This is a genomic window from Gallintestinimicrobium sp. (assembly GCF_046968865.1).
Taxonomy (GTDB): domain Bacteria; phylum Bacillota; class Clostridia; order Lachnospirales; family Lachnospiraceae; genus Gallintestinimicrobium; species Gallintestinimicrobium propionicum.
The window spans coordinates 84,527-101,667 of sequence record NZ_JBKVPW010000009.1; the positions used below are offsets into that span (position 1 = coordinate 84,527).

General features: G+C 49.7%; 19 protein-coding genes. 18 read left to right on the top strand and 1 reads right to left on the bottom strand.

Annotated features, from left to right (window positions below; all coding sequences use genetic code 11):
- Window positions 1-82 precede the first annotated feature (82 nt).
- The 13 genes from ACLTOQ_RS09420 (at window position 83) to ACLTOQ_RS09480 (ending at window position 11,750) form a co-directional block, all read left to right on the top strand.
- Window positions 83-2,056, top strand: coding sequence for a glutaminase domain-containing protein (locus tag ACLTOQ_RS09420; protein ID WP_262585636.1), 1,974 nt, complete (start codon window positions 83-85; stop codon window positions 2,054-2,056).
- Window positions 2,057-2,550: 494 nt separating this feature from the next.
- Window positions 2,551-2,760: a FeoA family protein gene (locus tag ACLTOQ_RS09425; RefSeq protein WP_021916080.1), complete on the top strand. Its 210-nt coding sequence runs from the start codon at window positions 2,551-2,553 to the stop codon at window positions 2,758-2,760.
- A 50-nt stretch (window positions 2,761-2,810) separates the two neighbouring features.
- Complete coding sequence (locus tag ACLTOQ_RS09430) at window positions 2,811-3,029, top strand: FeoA family protein (RefSeq protein WP_021916079.1); 219 nt, start codon at window positions 2,811-2,813, stop codon at window positions 3,027-3,029.
- 41 nt (window positions 3,030-3,070) lie between these two features.
- On the top strand, window positions 3,071-5,257 hold the full coding sequence (feoB, locus tag ACLTOQ_RS09435) for a ferrous iron transport protein B (protein WP_262585635.1): 2,187 nt from the start codon (window positions 3,071-3,073) through the stop codon (window positions 5,255-5,257).
- 81 nt (window positions 5,258-5,338) lie between these two features.
- Entirely contained in the window at window positions 5,339-5,515 is a 177-nt protein-coding gene (locus tag ACLTOQ_RS09440) for a FeoB-associated Cys-rich membrane protein (protein ID WP_021916077.1), read from the top strand.
- A gap of 80 nt (window positions 5,516-5,595) precedes the next feature.
- Window positions 5,596-5,748, top strand: a complete 153-nt coding sequence (locus ACLTOQ_RS09445; RefSeq protein WP_021916076.1) for a hypothetical protein — start codon at window positions 5,596-5,598, stop codon at window positions 5,746-5,748.
- On the top strand, window positions 5,741-6,100 hold the full coding sequence (locus ACLTOQ_RS09450; protein ID WP_337426562.1) for a heavy-metal-associated domain-containing protein: 360 nt from the start codon (window positions 5,741-5,743) through the stop codon (window positions 6,098-6,100). The genes ACLTOQ_RS09445 and ACLTOQ_RS09450 overlap by 8 nt, the downstream gene beginning before the upstream one ends.
- Window positions 6,101-6,365: 265 nt before the next feature.
- Window positions 6,366-6,782, top strand: a complete 417-nt coding sequence (locus tag ACLTOQ_RS09455; protein ID WP_021916074.1) for an RrF2 family transcriptional regulator — start codon at window positions 6,366-6,368, stop codon at window positions 6,780-6,782.
- The gene (locus ACLTOQ_RS09460) at window positions 6,769-8,031 is read left to right on the top strand and encodes a cysteine desulfurase family protein (RefSeq protein ID WP_337597597.1); all 1,263 of its coding nucleotides are present in this window, start codon (window positions 6,769-6,771) and stop codon (window positions 8,029-8,031) included. Before ACLTOQ_RS09455 ends, ACLTOQ_RS09460 begins: the two co-directional genes overlap by 14 nt.
- A 184-nt stretch (window positions 8,032-8,215) precedes the next feature.
- A complete protein-coding gene (locus ACLTOQ_RS09465; protein WP_021916072.1) occupies window positions 8,216-8,743 on the top strand; it encodes a CarD family transcriptional regulator in 528 nt (175 codons plus the stop codon).
- A 616-nt stretch (window positions 8,744-9,359) separates the two neighbouring features.
- Window positions 9,360-10,649, top strand: coding sequence for a phosphopyruvate hydratase (gene eno, locus ACLTOQ_RS09470; RefSeq protein ID WP_337426559.1), 1,290 nt, complete (start codon window positions 9,360-9,362; stop codon window positions 10,647-10,649).
- A gap of 26 nt (window positions 10,650-10,675) precedes the next feature.
- Window positions 10,676-11,296 carry a DUF3793 family protein gene (locus ACLTOQ_RS09475; protein ID WP_337426558.1) on the top strand — a complete coding sequence of 207 codons (621 nt, stop codon included), beginning with the start codon at window positions 10,676-10,678 and terminating at the stop codon, window positions 11,294-11,296.
- A 19-nt stretch (window positions 11,297-11,315) separates the two neighbouring features.
- Window positions 11,316-11,750 (top strand): flavodoxin, encoded by a 435-nt coding sequence (locus ACLTOQ_RS09480; protein WP_117959533.1) that lies wholly within the window; start codon window positions 11,316-11,318, stop codon window positions 11,748-11,750.
- Between the two features lie 289 nt (window positions 11,751-12,039).
- On the opposite strand, the gene ACLTOQ_RS09485 is transcribed toward ACLTOQ_RS09480, so the two are convergent.
- Entirely contained in the window at window positions 12,040-12,417 is a 378-nt protein-coding gene (locus ACLTOQ_RS09485; protein ID WP_337426557.1) for a metal-dependent transcriptional regulator, read from the bottom strand.
- Window positions 12,418-12,636: 219 nt separating this feature from the next.
- On the opposite strand from ACLTOQ_RS09485, the gene ACLTOQ_RS09490 reads away from it, so the two are divergent.
- The 5 genes from ACLTOQ_RS09490 (at window position 12,637) to ACLTOQ_RS09510 (ending at window position 17,137) form a co-directional block, all read left to right on the top strand.
- The gene (locus ACLTOQ_RS09490; RefSeq protein WP_021916067.1) at window positions 12,637-13,845 is read left to right on the top strand and encodes a glucose-1-phosphate adenylyltransferase; all 1,209 of its coding nucleotides are present in this window, start codon (window positions 12,637-12,639) and stop codon (window positions 13,843-13,845) included.
- A complete protein-coding gene (gene glgD, locus ACLTOQ_RS09495) occupies window positions 13,839-14,984 on the top strand; it encodes a glucose-1-phosphate adenylyltransferase subunit GlgD (protein WP_337426555.1) in 1,146 nt (381 codons plus the stop codon). The genes ACLTOQ_RS09490 and glgD overlap by 7 nt, the downstream gene beginning before the upstream one ends.
- 13 nt (window positions 14,985-14,997) lie before the next feature.
- Window positions 14,998-15,675, top strand: coding sequence for a lysoplasmalogenase (locus tag ACLTOQ_RS09500; RefSeq protein WP_337426554.1), 678 nt, complete (start codon window positions 14,998-15,000; stop codon window positions 15,673-15,675).
- 131 nt (window positions 15,676-15,806) lie between these two features.
- On the top strand, window positions 15,807-16,919 hold the full coding sequence (gene cbiD, locus ACLTOQ_RS09505; RefSeq protein WP_337426553.1) for a cobalt-precorrin-5B (C(1))-methyltransferase CbiD: 1,113 nt from the start codon (window positions 15,807-15,809) through the stop codon (window positions 16,917-16,919).
- Window positions 16,904-17,137 (top strand): SAM-dependent methyltransferase, encoded by a 234-nt coding sequence (locus tag ACLTOQ_RS09510; RefSeq protein ID WP_412271975.1) that lies wholly within the window; start codon window positions 16,904-16,906, stop codon window positions 17,135-17,137. The genes cbiD and ACLTOQ_RS09510 overlap by 16 nt, the downstream gene beginning before the upstream one ends.
- Window positions 17,138-17,141 lie beyond the last annotated feature (4 nt).

Consider the following 17,141-nt stretch of genomic DNA (forward strand, 5'->3'; position numbering starts at 1 on the left):
TTAGTGCGGGATTGCCCGATTTTGCGTAAGATAAAGGTCAGTACGATAGGAATACAGCAAAAAACCAAAAGGAGAGTTTCATATGAAAGTAACAAGAGCAGCAAGCATTCCGTTAGTCACACACGACCCTTATTTTTCTATCTGGTCCGGCGCGGATCATCTGTATGACAAGGATCCTGTGCACTGGAGCCAGATTCGCCAGCAGCTGAGAGGCTATGTCAATGTGGATGGCGTCGTTTACAGCTTTCTTGGCGACAAGGAGTTCCACGAGACGATCGGTCAGACCGGTGTGGACGTAACTGCGACCTCCACCACCTACACCTTTGAAAACGAAAAAATCATCCTGAATGTGAAGTTTACTTCCCCTTTGCTTCTGGATGACCTGACGCTGGTTTCCAGACCCTGTACCTATATCGACTACGCAGTAGAAAAGAAAGAAAACTGCGACGTAAGGGTGGACTTTGTCGTAGCCTCTGATCTGGTAAGCCAGAAGCAGGCGAAGCTGATCGGCTGCAACGCAAGACGTCCGGAAAAAGACGACGCGCCCGCATATAACTACGCACAGATGGGCAGAGCAGCACAGAAGCCTCTGGGAGGCAGCGGCGACCATGTAACGATCGACTGGGGTTATGTTTATGTGGCATCCGCAGAGAAAGGCGCAGTATGCACCTACGATGCCGCAAATGAAAAGCTGATCTGCAGACTGCCTCTGGATGACGACAAGGCCGGCATGATTTTGGCATATGATGATCTGCTTTCCATCAACTACTTCGGACAGTGGCGCAAGGCATACTGGACCAACACCTATGCAACCATTCTGGATGCAATCGGCGCAGCGTTTGCGGATCACGACGAGACGTTAAAGCATGCGGCAGCAGTCGATGAAAAGGTAGAAAAAGAAGCTTATGCGGCTGGCGGCGAGAAATACGCATTCCTGTGCAACATGAGCTACCGTCATGCCATCGCAGCACACAAGCTGATCACCGACGAAGACGGCAATATCATTTTCCTGTCCAAGGAAAACGACTCCAACGGCTGTATCGGTACGGTTGATGTAAGTTATCCTTCTGTTCCCCTGTTCTTACTGTTCAACACCGAATATGTCAAAGGCATGCTGCGTCCGGTATTTCAATTTGCTGCCTGCGATTCCTGGGAATTTGACTTCGCACCGCACGACGTTGGACGTTACCCTTACGCATGGGGACAGGTTTACGGCTTAAACGGCAAGAAGGGTGACCTGTGGTTCTCCGGCTGGAACGACGATATCTTCCCTCCGTTCTACCAGTATCCTGCAGGAACCGATATTTTCGAGTTCAGATATCAGATGCCCGTTGAGGAATGTGGTAACATGCTGCTGATGACGGCAGCTGTCTGCAAGCTGGATGGAAACGCTTTATTTGCAGAGCCTCACATGGCTGTTTTAAAGCAGTGGACACAGTATCTGGTCAAATTCGGTGCAGACCCCGGCGAACAGTTGTGCACCGACGACTTTGCAGGACATCTGTCCCACAATGTAAATCTGTCTGCAAAAGCGATCATGGGCATAGAGGCCTATGCGCGTCTGGCAGCTCAGCTTGGCAGGACAGAAGAAGCGGAAGAATATCATGCAAAGGCTGCTGAAATGGCAAAAGACTGGGAGAAGCGCGCAATTGCAGACGACCACTATGTGCTGGCCTTCGGTAATGCGGATACCTGGAGCTTAAAATACAACCTTGTATGGGATAAATTCTTTGGCAGCAAGCTGTTCTCGGATGAAGTTTACGAGAAAGAGCTGAAATACTATGTCAAGAAGACCAACGAGTACGGTACGCCTCTGGACAGCAGAAAGGATTACACCAAGAGCGACTGGATATTATGGTGTGCATCGATGGCAAAGACCGACGAGGAGGCGCAGGCGCTGATCGCACCGGTTGCGCACTATCTGGAAACCACCGCAACCAGAGTGCCTTTCTCTGACTGGTACGAGACCGTAACCGGCGAATACTGTCACTTCATGGGGAGAAGCGTACAGGGCGGTATCTTCATGCCGGTTTTGATGAAGAAATTCGGTCAGTGAATCCCTGCAGCATCCATGACTGTTTTAAATTCATATCATTTCTGAATCCTATGGGGCTGTCGCACGTTAGTGCGACAGCCCTTTTTGATCGTATAGAAAACTTCGCTTCTATACGATCAAAATGCTCCGCGAGGATGCGCACTCGGCGCAGGGGTAGATGGTTGCTAAAGCAACCGCGCCTCGGCGCGAGAATGTGCCAAGGCACATTCTTTTTTTGCGTTCCATCGCTGACTAATGTTGGTATCGAAAAACAAAAAAGAGTATCAAATAACATAAGTTATCTATATGAATCATAAGTTTGATACAAATAAAAAAAGTGCTTGACATCTATCGAACGTTAGAATATACTAACTAGCGTCTGGAAGTAAGAAGGATAGACAAAGATTGAAAAAGTAAATTTTTCAATCGTGAGATTTGCGTCTGCGTGTACTTGATACAAACGCGACATGCGCAAAAATGAGCGGAAGTATGGCAAAAGAAAGAAGGTTGAGCAGATGCCTTTAACAATGGCGACGATGGGAGAAGTCAACAAGATCGTGAAGGTTGGCGGAAACGAAGAGACAAGACGTTTTCTGGAAAATCTCGGATTTGTAGCGGGAACGGAAATCACGGTTGTATCTTCGATCGGAGGAAACCTGATTGTAAATGTCAAGGATTCCAGAATTGCAGTAAATGAAGATATGGCACGGCACATCGTGATCTGATGATCGCCGATACTATATATTAAAGGAGCTAAGGGAAAGGAGATAAGACCATGACACTGCGTGATGCACAGGTTGGAAGCACGGTTGTTGTAACCAAGATTGAAGGTGACAGTGCGTATAAGCGTCGGATTATGGATATGGGAATCACCAAAGGAAGCGAACTTTACATCAGAAAAGTTGCTCCGCTGGGAGATCCGGTAGAGATCACTGTCAGAGGCTATGAGCTGACCGTCAGAAAAGACGATGCACAGTGCGTACAGGTAAAATAAACAGCCGCATTTTTACAGAGGGATTAAGGAGGTAAGAGAAGATGGCAATTAGAATTGCGCTTGCCGGTAACCCGAACTGTGGTAAAACAACCATGTTCAACGCGCTGACCGGCGCCAATCAGTATGTAGGTAACTGGCCTGGTGTTACCGTAGAGAAAAAAGAAGGTAAATTAAAAAGCAAAAAGGTGAAGGAAGAGGTAGTCGTAACCGACCTTCCTGGTATTTATTCCCTTTCACCGTATACCTTGGAAGAAGTTGTCAGCCGTGACTATCTGTTAAAAGAGAATCCGGATGTCATCGTAGATCTGGTGGATGCAACCAATATTGAAAGAAACTTATATCTGACCACTCAGCTGATTGAAACCGGTGTTCCGGTTGTTATCGCGCTGAACATGGCGGATTTGCTGGAAAAGAGAGGCATCAAGATCGACGTTGCCCGCCTTTCCATGCTCCTTGACTGTCCAATCGTTGAGACTTCTGCATTAAAGGGCGAAGGACTTGACAAGCTGATCGACGAAGCGATCAAGACCGCGAAGAAGAAAGAAGCAGACCTTCCGAAAGAGATCTTTAACAAGGATCTGGAAGATGCAGTCAGCGCTGCAGCAGAAGTTCTTCCTTCTTCCATCGATGCAAACAAAAAGAGATGGTATGCAGTAAAATTCCTGGAGAAGGACTCCAAGGTTGCTGAAAGCGTAAAGCTGACAGACAGCGCTGCAAAGAAGATCGAAGAGTTAAGAGCTGGTCTGGAAAAGTCTCATGATGACGATATGGAAAGTATCGTAACCGATGAGCGTTATAAATTCATTCAGAAGATTGTCGGCACGACTGTGAAAAAGGGCAAGGATAAGTTGACAACTTCTGATAAAATCGATAAGATCGTTACAAACCGTATCCTCGGTATCCCGATCTTTATCGCAGTTATGTTCGTAGTATATTACATCTCTGTTACCACGATCGGCACGATTGTAACAGACTGGACAAATGATACCTTCGTTGGCGGCATTCAGGAAATCGTAGGCGGATTCCTGGAAGGCATCGGTACCAACGATGTAGTAACAAGCCTTGTTGTGGATGGTGTAATCGGCGGTGTAGGCGCTGTCCTTGGTTTCGTACCTCAGATGGCAATCCTGTTCCTGTTTTTGTCTATCCTGGAAGACTGCGGTTACATGGTTCGTATTGCCTTTGTCATGGACCGGGTGTTCCGTCATTTCGGTCTGTCCGGTAAGAGCTTCATTCCGCTGCTGATCTCCTCTGGCTGCGGTATCCCTGGTATCATGGCTTCCAAGACCATCGAGCAGGATAACGACAGAAGACTGACGATCATGACAGCAACCTTTATCCCCTGCGGCGCGAAGCTTCCTGTTATCGCACTGATGGGCGGCGTAATGGCAAGCTGGGCAACCGGCAGCTATGAAGCAGGCGGATTTATGGCTCCCGCAATGTACTTCATGGGCATTGTAGCAGTCCTTGTGGCAGCCATTATCTTAAAGAAAACCAAACCTTTCTCCGGAAAGCCTGCTCCGTTCGTTATGGAGCTTCCTCAGTACCATGTTCCTCAGGCTAAGACCGTACTGCTTCATGTATGGGAAAGACTGAAAGGCTTCATCATCAAGGCTGGTACGATCCTGTTCCTTGCCTGCGTAGTAATGTGGTTCCTTGGCGGATTTGGTTTCGAAAACGGCGGCTTCGGTCTGGTAGAAGAGAGCGGAAACAGCTTACTGGCTGTAATCGGTGGTTTCATCGCACCTCTGTTTGCACCTCTGGGCTTTGGCGAGTGGCAGCCTGTGGCAGCTTCTCTGTCCGGCTTTACCGCAAAGGAAGCGATCGTTTCCACCATGGGCGTTCTTGCAAATGTAACTGGCGATACAGAAGATGCAGTAACCGTTGCACAGGCTGTACAGACATGGTTCCCTACTTCTCTGGCAGCACTGAGCTTCCTGATCTTCAACCTGCTGGATTCTCCTTGTCTGGCTGCAATTGCAACCATGGCACAGCAGATGCAGTCTAAAAAGTGGTTCTGGTTTGCAATCCTGTTCCAGAACATCTTCGCTTACATCGTTTGCCTGTGCATCTACCAGATCGGTTCCTTTGTAACCGGCGGCAGCTTCGGCGTAGGCACTGTATTCGGATTTGTATTCACAGCAATCATTCTGTTCCTGTTATTCAGACCCGATCCCTACAAGGATCAGAAGGTTTACTCCAAACGGTCTGTACAGGCGGCAAACTAAGGACTGGGTAAAGAATAGAAACGGAGGAGGCTGGACATTTCTGATGTCCGGCCTTTTCCCAAACATGTGGAGGAATGCACGATGGCAAATGCAGTGATTCTGATTCTGGTGATCGGATATTGTCTGTTCCTGATTTACAAACAGGTTCAGAATAGAAAAGCCGGAAAACATCTCGGCTGTACAGGCTGTGGCGGTTCCTGCGGCGGTTGCAGCGGCTGCAGCGCGTGCAGGACAGAAGGAAACAAGAAAAAACACTGACAGGCGTAAAGCAGCAGTGACAAAGACTGTCCGATCCGAAGCCAGGGGATCCTTCCTTTGCGCAAAGAAAAGAGGAAAAAATGGGAAATGTTGGAAACACCACAGGCTCCATGCTTTACGGCTTTGGTGCTTTTCTGGTGATCTATCTGGCAGGTGTCCTGATTTATCAGGTCGTGCTCTGGATTCAGAAATGGAAAAGGAAAAAGAAAGACGGAGAACAGGAAAATGGCTAATGTAATTGTTGTAGCAGTTGTAATTGTTCTTTTGGGATTTGCGCTGAAAGGGACGCTGAAGCATTTGAAAGGGGAAAGCCCCTGCTGCGGTGGCGGCGATACGATTATTATTGAGGATAAAAAGCTGGATGGTCCTGTCATCGGCAAAAAGACCGTGAAAATTTCTGGTATGCACTGCGATCACTGCGTCAGAGCCGTAACCGAAGCAATCAACAAAATCGACGGGGTTTCTGCAAAGGTCAACCTGAAAAAGAAAGAAGCAGTCGTTTCCTACGAAAAGGTTGTAGAAGATGCAGCGATACGGGAAGCTGTCGAAAAGGCAGGATATACCGTACAGAGCATTCAGGGCTGAGTTATGTTAAGCTGCAGCATTGCAGTGCGTGTAAAAACGAAACAGGATTCCTGATAGCATTCCAAAAGAAAATCTGCTATAATAACAGCGTCGGCAGCAAAGAAATTTGGCGGTCGGCGCTGTTTTTCATTCATGACAATAGAATGCTCGCAGAGCGTGCATTCTACTGTTTCAACGAAGGCAGCGCTGATTTCGATCTGCAGATTTTCAGGGGAGGAAAGCTCCGATTCGAAATACAAGAGGTAAGTAAGGAGGGCTATGCCCTATGATGGTTTCCACAAAGGGAAGATACGCGCTTCGGGTCATGCTGGATCTGGCGATGCAGAAGCAGGAGGAGTATGTTTCCCTGAATGATATTGCACAGCGGCAGAAGATTTCGATGAAATATCTGGAATCGATTGTCGGTATGCTCAACAAGGCGGGACTTCTGCAGAGCAGAAGAGGGAAAGACGGAGGCTACCGGATGGCACGCAGACCGGAGGAATACCCGGTCAGCGAGATTTTGAAGCTGACAGAAGGGACGCTCGCACCGGTTTCCTGCATGGACGGGGAAGGCTGCGGCCCGGAGTGTGAGCTTCTGGCGAACTGCCTGACCAGACCGATGTGGAATCGACTGGACGAAATTATAGACGAATATCTTTCCAGCGTATCGATCCAGGATCTGCTGGATGGGAGGTGTTGACACTGCGCCGGAAATGGAAAGGATGACGGACATGCGCGTATATGCGGATCAGGCTGCAACCACCAGCCTGAGTAAAACAGCCCTGGAGGCGATGCTGCCCTGGATGACAGAAAACTTCGGCAACCCGTCCGCCCTGTATGAAGAGGGGCGGACAGCGCGGGACGCAGTCGAGACAGCGCGGGAGAAAATCGCGCATCTGCTGCATGCGAAGGCGAAGGAAATTTATTTTACCTCCGGCGGTACGGAGGCAGATAACTGGGCGCTGCAGATGGCGGCAGCAGCCGGGGCACGGATCGGCAAAAAGCATATTATCGTATCGGCAATCGAGCACCATGCGGTGTTAAACCCGGCGAAGTCGCTGGAACGGCAGGGGTTTCGGGTGACGTATTTGCCAGTAACGCCGGAAGGGCTGGTTTTGCCCGAAGCGCTGGAAGCTGCGATCTGCCCGGATACAGCGCTGGTAAGCGTGATGTATGCCAACAATGAAGTCGGCACGATTCAGCCGGTAGAAGAGCTTGCGGCGATCTGCAGGATGCACGGCGTGTGGTTTCATACGGATGCAGTGCAGGCAGCAGGGCATGTGGAAATCGACCTGACAAAGCTGCAGGCGGATTTTCTGTCTGTCTCTGCACATAAATTCCACGGCCCGAAAGGCTGCGGATTTTTGTATGTGAAAAACGGGTTCCGGACCGAGAGCCTGTTGGAGGGCGGCGCGCAGGAAAAAGGTAAGCGCGCCGGAACCGAAAATGTTCCCGGCATCGTGGGCATGGCGGCGGCTCTGGAGGAGAGCCTGATAAACCGCGACAAAAAAGATACCTTCGTGCTGGAGCTGCGCAGACAGGTCGCAGAGCGCCTGCTTTCCATCGAAGGGAGCCATTTAAACGGCTGTGGGGTCATGGAGGGCGGTGAAGGTGCAGCAGCGGGCACCGACGCTGCGGTACGACATGCAGGTACTGCTGTCTCCCGTGCCGACCGGCTGTGCGGCAACTTAAATATCAGCTTCGACGGCATCGAGGCAGAAGCTCTTCTTCTGTACCTCGACATGAAGGGCGTCTCCGTTTCGGCGGGCGCGGCGTGCTCGGCGGGCGCACTGGAGCCGAGCCATGTGCTGACAGCGATGGGCATATCGCCGGAGCTTGCAAAAGGCACGATCCGCATCAGCCTGGATGAGACGAACACACAGGCGGACGCAGAATTCCTGATGGAGGTCATCCCGGACGCGGTTGCGCGCCTGCGAAGCATGGCATAAAGATTTTCGAACGGGCAGATTCGACAAAAATCTGCCCGCTTTTCATGGTAAAAACAGACGAAAATCATTTTTTGTCAGATTTTGATTTTCCTTTTAAAAAAATCGGGGGTATAATAAAAGTGTAGTGTTTTGGGCGGCTGAAACCATGGCAGCTGTCGTTTTTTAAAGAAAGTTGAGGGTATCTATGTTTGAGAAAGGAGATCTGGTTACTTACGGATGCAAGGGCGTCTGTGAAGTTAAGAACATTACTACGCTGAACCTGGAGGGAATTCCCAAAGACCGTCTGTATTATGAGATGCAGTCCATGGTCAACGCCGGCAGCAGGATTTTTTCTCCCGTCGGACAGGAGGAAAAAAATGCGATGCGCGCGGTGCTGACAAAGGAAGAAGCAGAGGAGCTTTTGGGACAGCTGCCGGAGTGCAGACTGTGCTGGGAGAAGGATGAAAGACGGCGAGAGGAGACCTACCGCAGGATTATCAATCACAGCGATGCAAGAGGAATGCTCTGTATGATCCGCACAATTACGGATTACGGCAGGGAGCGAGTGCTGGAGGGGCGCAGGATGCCCGCGATGGACGGCCGCTATTTGAAAGCCGCGGAGGATAATCTTTATGCAGAGCTGTCGATTGCCATGGAGATACCGCGCAGCGCCCTCAAAGAATATATGGCGGCACGGATGGGAGAATTAAGCGGAGCGCTGCAGGCGCTTTGAAATATGTAAGAAGATGCGGCTGCAGGAACGTAACAGAAATTACGGATTGACAGTGTATAACGGCTGCAGTCTGTGGAAATACTGATAAGGACAGGAAAGTAAGCAGTGCTTACGGATCAAAAGAGGACGATTTCGGTCAGAAGAACCGGTATCGTCTTTTTTTATCGTATAGGAAACTATGCTTCTATACGATAAAAAAGCTCTACGAGGATGCGCACTCGGCGCAGGGGTAGATGGTTGCCAAAGCAACCGCGCCTCGGCGCGAGAATGCGCCAAGGCACATTCTTTTTTCGTCGCTCCGGTTCTTTCGAAATTTTATAAAAAAGCACTTGATTTTCGAAAAGAGTTCTGGTAGACTAAGCGTAGTTAGAAAAGACTAACTAAAAAGGAATAAATCATGGTTATCTCCATCCGCCGTGCGCTGCTGACACACGGCGGGTGGCCCTTTTGGGAAACTGTAAGGAAGGAGACTAGTGTGAAAAATAAGCGTGATCGCTTATTTTTCACACAGCTATTTGTGCCGCAGGCGTCACAAAGTAGCTAGGATCGCAGAGCAGAACTGGAAGTTCTGCTCGCGGTTCCTTCGGCGCAAAGCGCCTGCGGAATGGAGGTTAAAATGGCAAATCTGACCATTGAAAAAGTAATCGGGAGAGAAATTATTGATTCCAGAGGTAATCCGACTGTTGAGGCAGAAGTTGTTTTAACGGACGGAACCGTAGGAAGAGGCATGGCACCCAGCGGAGCTTCTACCGGCGAGTTCGAAGCGCTGGAGCTGCGTGATCAGGATAAATCCCGATTTGGCGGCAAGGGTGTTTTAAAAGCCGTCAACAATATCAATACTGTAATCAACGATGTACTCTGTGGAGTAGATGCATTTGACACTTATAAAGTAGATGCTGCGATGATCGAAGCAGACGGAACAGAGGATAAATCCAAACTTGGCGCAAATGCGATTCTGGCAGTATCCATCGCAGCTGCAAGAGCGGCAGCACAGTCCTTAAATATTCCGCTGTACCGTTTCCTGGGCGGCGCAAACGGAAATCGGCTTCCGGTTCCGATGATGAACATCTTAAACGGCGGCGCACATGCAGCAAACACCGTAGATGTACAGGAGTTCATGATTATGCCGGTTGGCGCAAAGAGCTTTTCCGAAGGACTTCGCTGGTGTACAGAAGTATTTCATGCACTGCAGGCTTTGTTAAAGTCCAGAGGCCTTGCAACCTCCGTTGGCGATGAGGGCGGTTTCGCACCGAACCTTGGCAGCGACGAAGAAGCAATCGAAGTTATTCTGGAAGCGATCAAGAAGGCAGGTTACGAGCCGGGAACCGATTTCGTTCTGGCAATGGATGCAGCTTCCAGTGAATGGAAAGGCAGCAGGAAGGGGGAATATGTGCTTCCGAAGGCTGGCACGAAGTTCACCTCCGAAGAACTGGTTGCACACTGGAAAAAGCTGTGTGAGAAATATCCGATCGCTTCGATTGAAGATGGTCTGGACGAAGAGGACTGGGAAGGCTGGAAGCATATGACAGCGGAACTTGGTGACAAAGTACAGTTAGTCGGTGACGACCTGTTTGTTACCAATACAAAGCGTCTGCAGAAGGGGATTGACCTTGGTTGCGGCAATGCGATTCTGATCAAGTTAAATCAGATCGGCAGCGTATCCGAAACCCTGGAAGCGATCAAGCTGGCACACGAGGCAGGTTATTGTGCAATCACCTCCCACCGTTCCGGCGAGACAGAGGACACCACAATCGCAGACCTGGCGGTTGCATTGAATACCTGCCAAATCAAGACCGGTGCACCCAGCAGAAGTGAACGTGTTGCAAAATACAACCAGCTGCTGCGAATCGAAGAAGAGCTTGGCAAGGCTGCCTGCTATCCTGGGAAGGCGGCTTTCGGCAGATAAAAAGCTGACATCTGAGAGGTACTACGATGAGTCAACAGGCATTTTGGCTGTTTCTGAAAATGGATAAGCGGAATCTGTTCGTACAGATGGCACTCCAGTGCGCACCGGTGCTGGCGGGAATCAAGGTTTCCAATCTTCTGATCATCGAGGAAAGATACTGGAAGGAACTGTGTTTTCTGCTGCGCAATTCCGAAATGTGTGCCAGAAAGCTGTACCGCTGCAGAGATAAGATTACCCTGTTGCTGTACCGCAGAGAAGAACTGGAGCAATGGGTAAAAACGGTACAGGTCGAAGCCCTTTTAAAAGAGATCGGCTACGACAGCGTGGAGCTGCACCGGATTTTCAGAAAACTGGAACAGCGGATCGGCGGGCACGGAAACGGTGAAATGCCTTTTCCTCATGAGCTGGGGCTGCTGCTGGGATATCCGGCAGAGGACGTCCGGGGCTTTATGGGGATCGGATATAAAAAGTGTCTTTATACAGGCTATTGGAAGGTCTACGAGAAGGCGGAGGAAAAGATTGCACTGTTTTCAGAATACGACAGAGCGATGGATCTAGCCCTTTCTATGGCGTATGAAAGACAGAATATTTTAAAATTAAAAGAAGTTTTTGAAGTCGACAGTCAGGAGAAAAAGCTGGCTGTCTGAATACGAGAGGAGTAGGAAAATGAGCAAGGTATCCGTAGTATACTGGTCCCAGTCCGGCAACACACAGGCGATGGCAGAGGCTGTTGCAGCCGGCATCACAGAAGCAGGAAAAGAGGCAGAGGTTGTTTATGTTTCAGACGTAAACGTTGCAGATTTAACTGCAGAAAAAGCATTTGCATTGGGCTGCCCCGCAATGGGCGCAGAAGTTCTGGAAGAGGGCGAGTTCGAGCCTTTCATGGAGAGCATTGACGGCTCCATCTCCGGCAAGACCATCGCACTGTTTGGTTCCTACGGATGGGGCGACGGACAGTGGATGCGCGAGTGGGCAGAGCGCGTGACCGGTGAAGGCGCAACCGTAGTAAACGGCGAGGGCTTAATCTGCCAGGAGACACCGGACGATGCAATGATCGAGGAGTGCAAAAATCTCGGCAAGGCGCTGGCTGCAAACGCCTGAGAACTTTAAAACAAAAAGATTCTCCATAATTTCCTGTTTGATAAAATTTTTGACACAGCAAAAGGACAGTTACCATGAAGGATAGCTGTCCTTTTGTTGTACTATGACAGATAAAGAAGGTGCTTTGGCAGATTCTCGCGCCGAGGCGCGGTTGCTTTGGCAACCATCTGCCTATGCGCCGAGTACACATCCTATTGTCAGGAATAAAAAAAGACATCACCCTGCGGGAATGCCTTTTTCGATGGATGTTCGCTGCTTCGAACAACAGAATATGCACTTTGGAAAAAGATTATTGTTTATCGCGGTTTTCCAGAACGTGTTTTTTGATTGCGGCGAAGCTTTCCGGGCTGATGACATGCTCCATGCGGCAGGCATCACTGACGGCTGTCCCGGGATCGACGCCGAGCTGAATCAGCCAGCCGGAAATCAGTTCATGACGTTCATAAATCATTTCAGCAATCTGACGGCCGGTATCGGTCAGATAGATAAACCCTTCTTTGGTTACGGTAATATGGTTCTTTTCGCGTAGGTTCTTCATAGCGACACTGACGCTGGATTTTTTGAAGCCGAGTTCTTCTGCGATATCTACAGAGCGGACAACTGGATGGGTCTTGCTCAGGACAAGGATCGTTTCCAGATAGTTTTCCGCGGATTCATTTACTGCCATGGGATCACATTCCTTTCTGATGCTGTGCGCCTGCAACAGCATTTATAATAGTATAGCATGGATTTGTACGGTATTCAATTGAAAAAAAAGAAAACAGGACGAAAAAGATCTGTGAGGAAAGAATAAAATTTTGCAAAAGTACAAAAATAGACTGGGAAAAAATGGTCTCTTATGGTAATATTGAATATATTACAAGAATAAACACAGGGGGAAGATTTCATGGCAAAAGAAATGATTGCAATGCTGCTTGCAGGCGGACAGGGCTCGCGTCTGTATGCATTGACCCAGAGACTTGCAAAGCCTGCCGTTCCGTTTGGTGGAAAGTACCGGATTATCGATTTCCCGCTTTCCAATTGTGTCAATTCCGGGATTGATACAGTAGGCATTCTGACACAGTATCAGCCTATGGTGCTGAACGAATATATTGGAAACGGACAGCCCTGGGATTTGGACCGCTTAATTGGAGGCGTGCATGTTCTGCCGCCTTATCAGAAGGCATCCGGATCCGACTGGTATAAGGGAACAGCTAACGCAATCTATCAGAACATCCCGTTTATCGAGCGCTATAATCCCAAATACGTCATCATCCTGTCCGGCGACCAGATTTGCAAACAGGACTACAGCGATTTTTTACGCTTCCATAAAGAAAAGGGCGCAGAATTTTCCGTTGCTGTTATGGAAGTACCGTGGGAAGAGGCATCTCGTTTCGGTTTGATGGTAACGGACGAAAACGACAAGATCACCGCATTCCAGGAAAAACCCAAGGAACCTAAGTCAAATCTTGCGTCGATGGGAATCTACATTTTCAACTGGGATGTTTTAAAGAAATATCTGATCGAGGATGAGGCGGATCCGGAATCTGAAAACGATTTCGGCAAAAACGTCATTCCGAGCCTGCTGCGTGATGGCAGAGATATGTACGCTTATCATTTCAGCGGCTACTGGAAAGACGTCGGAACCATCAGCTCTCTCTGGGAAGCAAACATGGAGGTCCTCGATCCGGAGCACAGCGGCATTGACTTATTTGAGGATGACTGGAAAATCTACAGTCGAAACAGTGGGAAAACCGGTCACAGAATTTTGGATACCGGCGTTGTGGAAAATTCCATGGTGACGGACGGCTGCAGGATCGCAGGACATGTCAAGCATTCGATCCTGTTCTCCGGTGTATCGGTAGAAGAGGGCGCTGAGATCGAAGATGCAGTTGTAATGGGAGGCACCGTCATCAAAAAGGGCGCATCCGTCAAACACTGTATTGTTGCAGAAAATGTCGTGATCGGCGAAAACGCGGTTGTAGGGGAGATGCCGAAAGACGGCGCAGGCAGCGTTGCAACCATCGGTTCCGGTGTTTATATCGGAGACGGCGCAAAGGTCGGCCCTGCAGCGATGATCGATCAAAATGTAAAGGATGGTGAAGAACAATGGTAAACTCCAATGCGAACGCGCTGGGAATTATTTTCCCCAACAGCTATGATGGTTTGGTTCCGGAGCTTGTCACGGAGCGTCTGATGGCTTCCATTCCCTTTGCAGGCCGTTACCGTATGGTAGACTTTATTTTATCAAGCATGGTGAACTGCGGAATCGACAATGTTTCTCTGATCGTCCGTAAAAATTATCACTCTCTGATGGATCATCTCGGCTCCGGCAGAGAATGGGATTTAACCCGTAAATACGGCGGACTCAATATCGTGCCTCCGTTTGCTTCCAATACCGTGAAAGTATACAACGGAAGAATCGAAGCATTGGCGAGCATTCTGGATATGTTAAAGGATGCGAGAGAAAAATATGTCGTGATGTCTGACGCTAACCTTGCGGTAAACTTCGATTTTACAGCGATGCTGGAGCAGCATATCGAAAGCGGTGCGGATGTGACGATCGCATATAAGAAGCAGGAAATTCCCGTCGGAATGAAAAAGCCGTTTGATATTACAAAGGATCTGTACTACACGTTTGAACTGGACGATGACGGCAGAATCCGTCAGCTGCGGATCAATCCGGAGGACGAGGGAGTTCAGAACCTTTCCATGAACATTTACATCATTGAAAGGGAATTTCTGGTACATATGATCAGCGAAGCCTATAGTAAGGGCATGGTTTATTTTGACCGTGATCTGCTGGCACCGAACCTGGAGCGTCTGAATGTCAGAGGCTTTGAATTTAATGGCTATCTGGCGCGCATCAGTGATATCAAGAGCTATTTCGATGAGAATATGAAGCTGTTAGAGGATGAAAATCTGGACGGTCTGTTTGGCGGCAACCCGATCTACACCAAGATTCGTGACGACAACCCGACCCGTTACATTCAGGGCTCCAAAGCGAAGAACATCATGTCCGCAGACGGTTGCATCATCGAAGGCGAAGTGGAGAACAGTATTCTGTTCCGTGGCGTCAGAATTGCGAAAGGTGCTAAGGTGAAAAACTGCGTCCTGATGCAGGATACAATCGTTGGCGAGGGCGCTAATGTAGAATATGTCATTACGGACAAAAACGTAACGATTTCAGCAGGAAAGGAAATCAAGGGAGCGGACAGCTTCCCTGTATATGTAGCAAAGTATCGCAGTGTATAAATGGAGGATTCCTATGGAAGCTTTCCGGATATGGCTGCAGGAGGAGCCGACGCTGTTTTTAGGAGCAGCGGCGGCTCTGATGCTTATGAGCGGCAGCCTTTATGAGAGGCAGAGAGAACATAAAACAACACAGACATTGATGTTAAAAGGCGGGACGACGCTGATTGCAGCGCTTGTCGCGGGCGCAGCGGTATGGCAGCAGAACAGCCTGGCAGCATGCTTTGTGCTGGCAGCGACGCTTTGCTGTGCGGTCGCGGACGTCTTGCTGGAACAGATTTTTAATTTCGGCGCGTGCGTGTTTGCATTGGGGCATATCTGCTATCTGGCGGCGTATTTTTCCGAAGCGCATTTTAGCATCGCTACAGCGGTCAGCCTTGTCGTTTTGCTGGCGGGGATGTACCTGATACACCGAAAACATACCATCGGAAAAAGCGGCAGGGAGATTTTGTCTGTTGTGGCCTATGGGCTGGTTCTGAGTGCGATGACGGCGGGCGCGATTACCTATTGCCTACAGGAGCAAAGTTTTGGCAGCATGCTCACGGCTTTTGGCGCGGTTGGATTTTTCATTTCAGACAATATTCTGATCTGGCGGCTGCTAAGCGGCTACGAAAGCCGCCTGCAGGGCGCGGTGCTGCTGCTGTTTTATTACGGCGGTGTCTTTTTGATTGCGGCAGGGCAGGTAGTTGGATAAAAATAACGTTTACTTTACGTGTATTTTTTTGTATGATAGGTTACAGCGTGAAAGCAGAAATTCCTCTGTGCAGGAGGCATCTATGGTGGAAAGGGCGCTGGCAAAAACAGAGGCAGCAGATAGGATCGAAAATGGAGTTTGAACATTATATCCAGCAGGGACAGCAGAAGCTGCGCTGCGGCTACACCACAGGAACGTGTGCGGCGCTGGCGGGAAAGGCTGCCGTCCGGATGCTGCTTGGCGGACAAAAAACAGAAGAAATTTCCGTCCTGACGCCGAAGGGGCTTTGGGTCACGACGGCGGTGGAAGAAATTCAAAGCGGCGACGGCTGGGTCAGCTGTGGCGTGCGCAAGGACGCAGGAGACGATATCGATGTCACCGCGCAGTCTCTGATCTGTGTCAAAGCAAAAAAAACGGCGGGAACCAAGATCGTTATCGACGGAGGCATCGGCGTCGGCAGGGTGACAAAGCCAGGGCTGGAACAGCCGGTCGGCGCAGCGGCGATCAATTCTGTCCCGCGGCGGATGATTTTGCAGGAGGCGGAGGCAGAGTGCCTGGACGCAGGCTATGAGGGCGGACTTTTGCTGACGGTATTTGTGCCGGACGGGGAAGCACTTGCCAAAAAGACCTTCAATCCGCAGCTTGGCATCCAGGGCGGAATATCGATTCTCGGAACGACCGGGATTGTTGAGCCGAAAAGCGTGCAGGCGCTTGTGGATACCATCGGTCTGGAAATACGTCAGCGAAGGGCATTGGGAGAAGAGGCACTTTTACTGACACCGGGCAATTACGGCATGGAATTTTTAAAGGATCGACCAGAATTTGCCTCCATGACGCCGGTACAGTGTTCCAATTATATCGGAGAAGCCTTCGATTTTGCAGTCAGCAGCGGATTTTCAAAGGTCATATTGGTGGGGCACATTGGCAAGCTTGTCAAGCTGGCGGGTGGTATTATGAATACGCATTCCAGGGTCGCAGACTGCCGGTGTGAGCTGTTCGCCGCCCATGCCGCACTGGCGGGCGTAAGCCGGGATGCGATCGGCAGACTGATGGAGGCTGCGACGACGGACGCCTGTCTGGAAATTCTGGATGAGGAAGGTAAAAAAGAAGCGGTCATGCAGAGTCTGATGAAAAAGATCGGACAGCATGCAGCGCACCGGCTGGGCGGTACGGTGGAAGTTACGGTTCTGGTGTTCAGCAATCGGTTTGGAGTGTTAGGAGAAACTCAGTGTCAGGAAATATAAAGGGGATTTTTTACGGAGTGAGCACGGGTCCGGGAGATCCGGAGCTGATGACGGTCAAGGCGGTACGCATTTTGAAGGAAGCAGACGTCATCGCAGCGGCACGTGTGATGGGAAAACAGAAAACCGCGCTGGAAATTGCAAAGCAGGCGGTCTGCCGGGAGAAGTCGTCAAGGACGGCCTTTTGGAAAACGAGGCTTATGGATATTTCACAACTGTGATTGT

Bases quoted from the DNA above. Each gene is read 5' to 3' on its own strand.
- ACLTOQ_RS09420 (WP_262585636.1), top strand. From the start codon at position 83: ATGAAAGTAACAAGAGCAGCAAGCATTCCGTTAGTCACACACGACCCT.
- ACLTOQ_RS09425 (WP_021916080.1), top strand. From the start codon at position 2,551: ATGCCTTTAACAATGGCGACGATGGGAGAAGTCAACAAGATCGTGAAG.
- ACLTOQ_RS09430 (WP_021916079.1), top strand. From the start codon at position 2,811: ATGACACTGCGTGATGCACAGGTTGGAAGCACGGTTGTTGTAACCAAG.
- feoB (WP_262585635.1), top strand. From the start codon at position 3,071: ATGGCAATTAGAATTGCGCTTGCCGGTAACCCGAACTGTGGTAAAACA.
- ACLTOQ_RS09440 (WP_021916077.1), top strand. From the start codon at position 5,339: ATGGCAAATGCAGTGATTCTGATTCTGGTGATCGGATATTGTCTGTTC.
- ACLTOQ_RS09445 (WP_021916076.1), top strand. From the start codon at position 5,596: ATGGGAAATGTTGGAAACACCACAGGCTCCATGCTTTACGGCTTTGGT.
- ACLTOQ_RS09450 (WP_337426562.1), top strand. From the start codon at position 5,741: ATGGCTAATGTAATTGTTGTAGCAGTTGTAATTGTTCTTTTGGGATTT.
- ACLTOQ_RS09455 (WP_021916074.1), top strand. From the start codon at position 6,366: ATGATGGTTTCCACAAAGGGAAGATACGCGCTTCGGGTCATGCTGGAT.
- ACLTOQ_RS09460 (WP_337597597.1), top strand. From the start codon at position 6,769: ATGGGAGGTGTTGACACTGCGCCGGAAATGGAAAGGATGACGGACATG.
- ACLTOQ_RS09465 (WP_021916072.1), top strand. From the start codon at position 8,216: ATGTTTGAGAAAGGAGATCTGGTTACTTACGGATGCAAGGGCGTCTGT.
- eno (WP_337426559.1), top strand. From the start codon at position 9,360: ATGGCAAATCTGACCATTGAAAAAGTAATCGGGAGAGAAATTATTGAT.
- ACLTOQ_RS09475 (WP_337426558.1), top strand. From the start codon at position 10,676: ATGAGTCAACAGGCATTTTGGCTGTTTCTGAAAATGGATAAGCGGAAT.
- ACLTOQ_RS09480 (WP_117959533.1), top strand. From the start codon at position 11,316: ATGAGCAAGGTATCCGTAGTATACTGGTCCCAGTCCGGCAACACACAG.
- ACLTOQ_RS09485 (WP_337426557.1), bottom strand. From the start codon at position 12,417: ATGGCAGTAAATGAATCCGCGGAAAACTATCTGGAAACGATCCTTGTC.
- ACLTOQ_RS09490 (WP_021916067.1), top strand. From the start codon at position 12,637: ATGGCAAAAGAAATGATTGCAATGCTGCTTGCAGGCGGACAGGGCTCG.
- glgD (WP_337426555.1), top strand. From the start codon at position 13,839: ATGGTAAACTCCAATGCGAACGCGCTGGGAATTATTTTCCCCAACAGC.
- ACLTOQ_RS09500 (WP_337426554.1), top strand. From the start codon at position 14,998: ATGGAAGCTTTCCGGATATGGCTGCAGGAGGAGCCGACGCTGTTTTTA.
- cbiD (WP_337426553.1), top strand. From the start codon at position 15,807: ATGGAGTTTGAACATTATATCCAGCAGGGACAGCAGAAGCTGCGCTGC.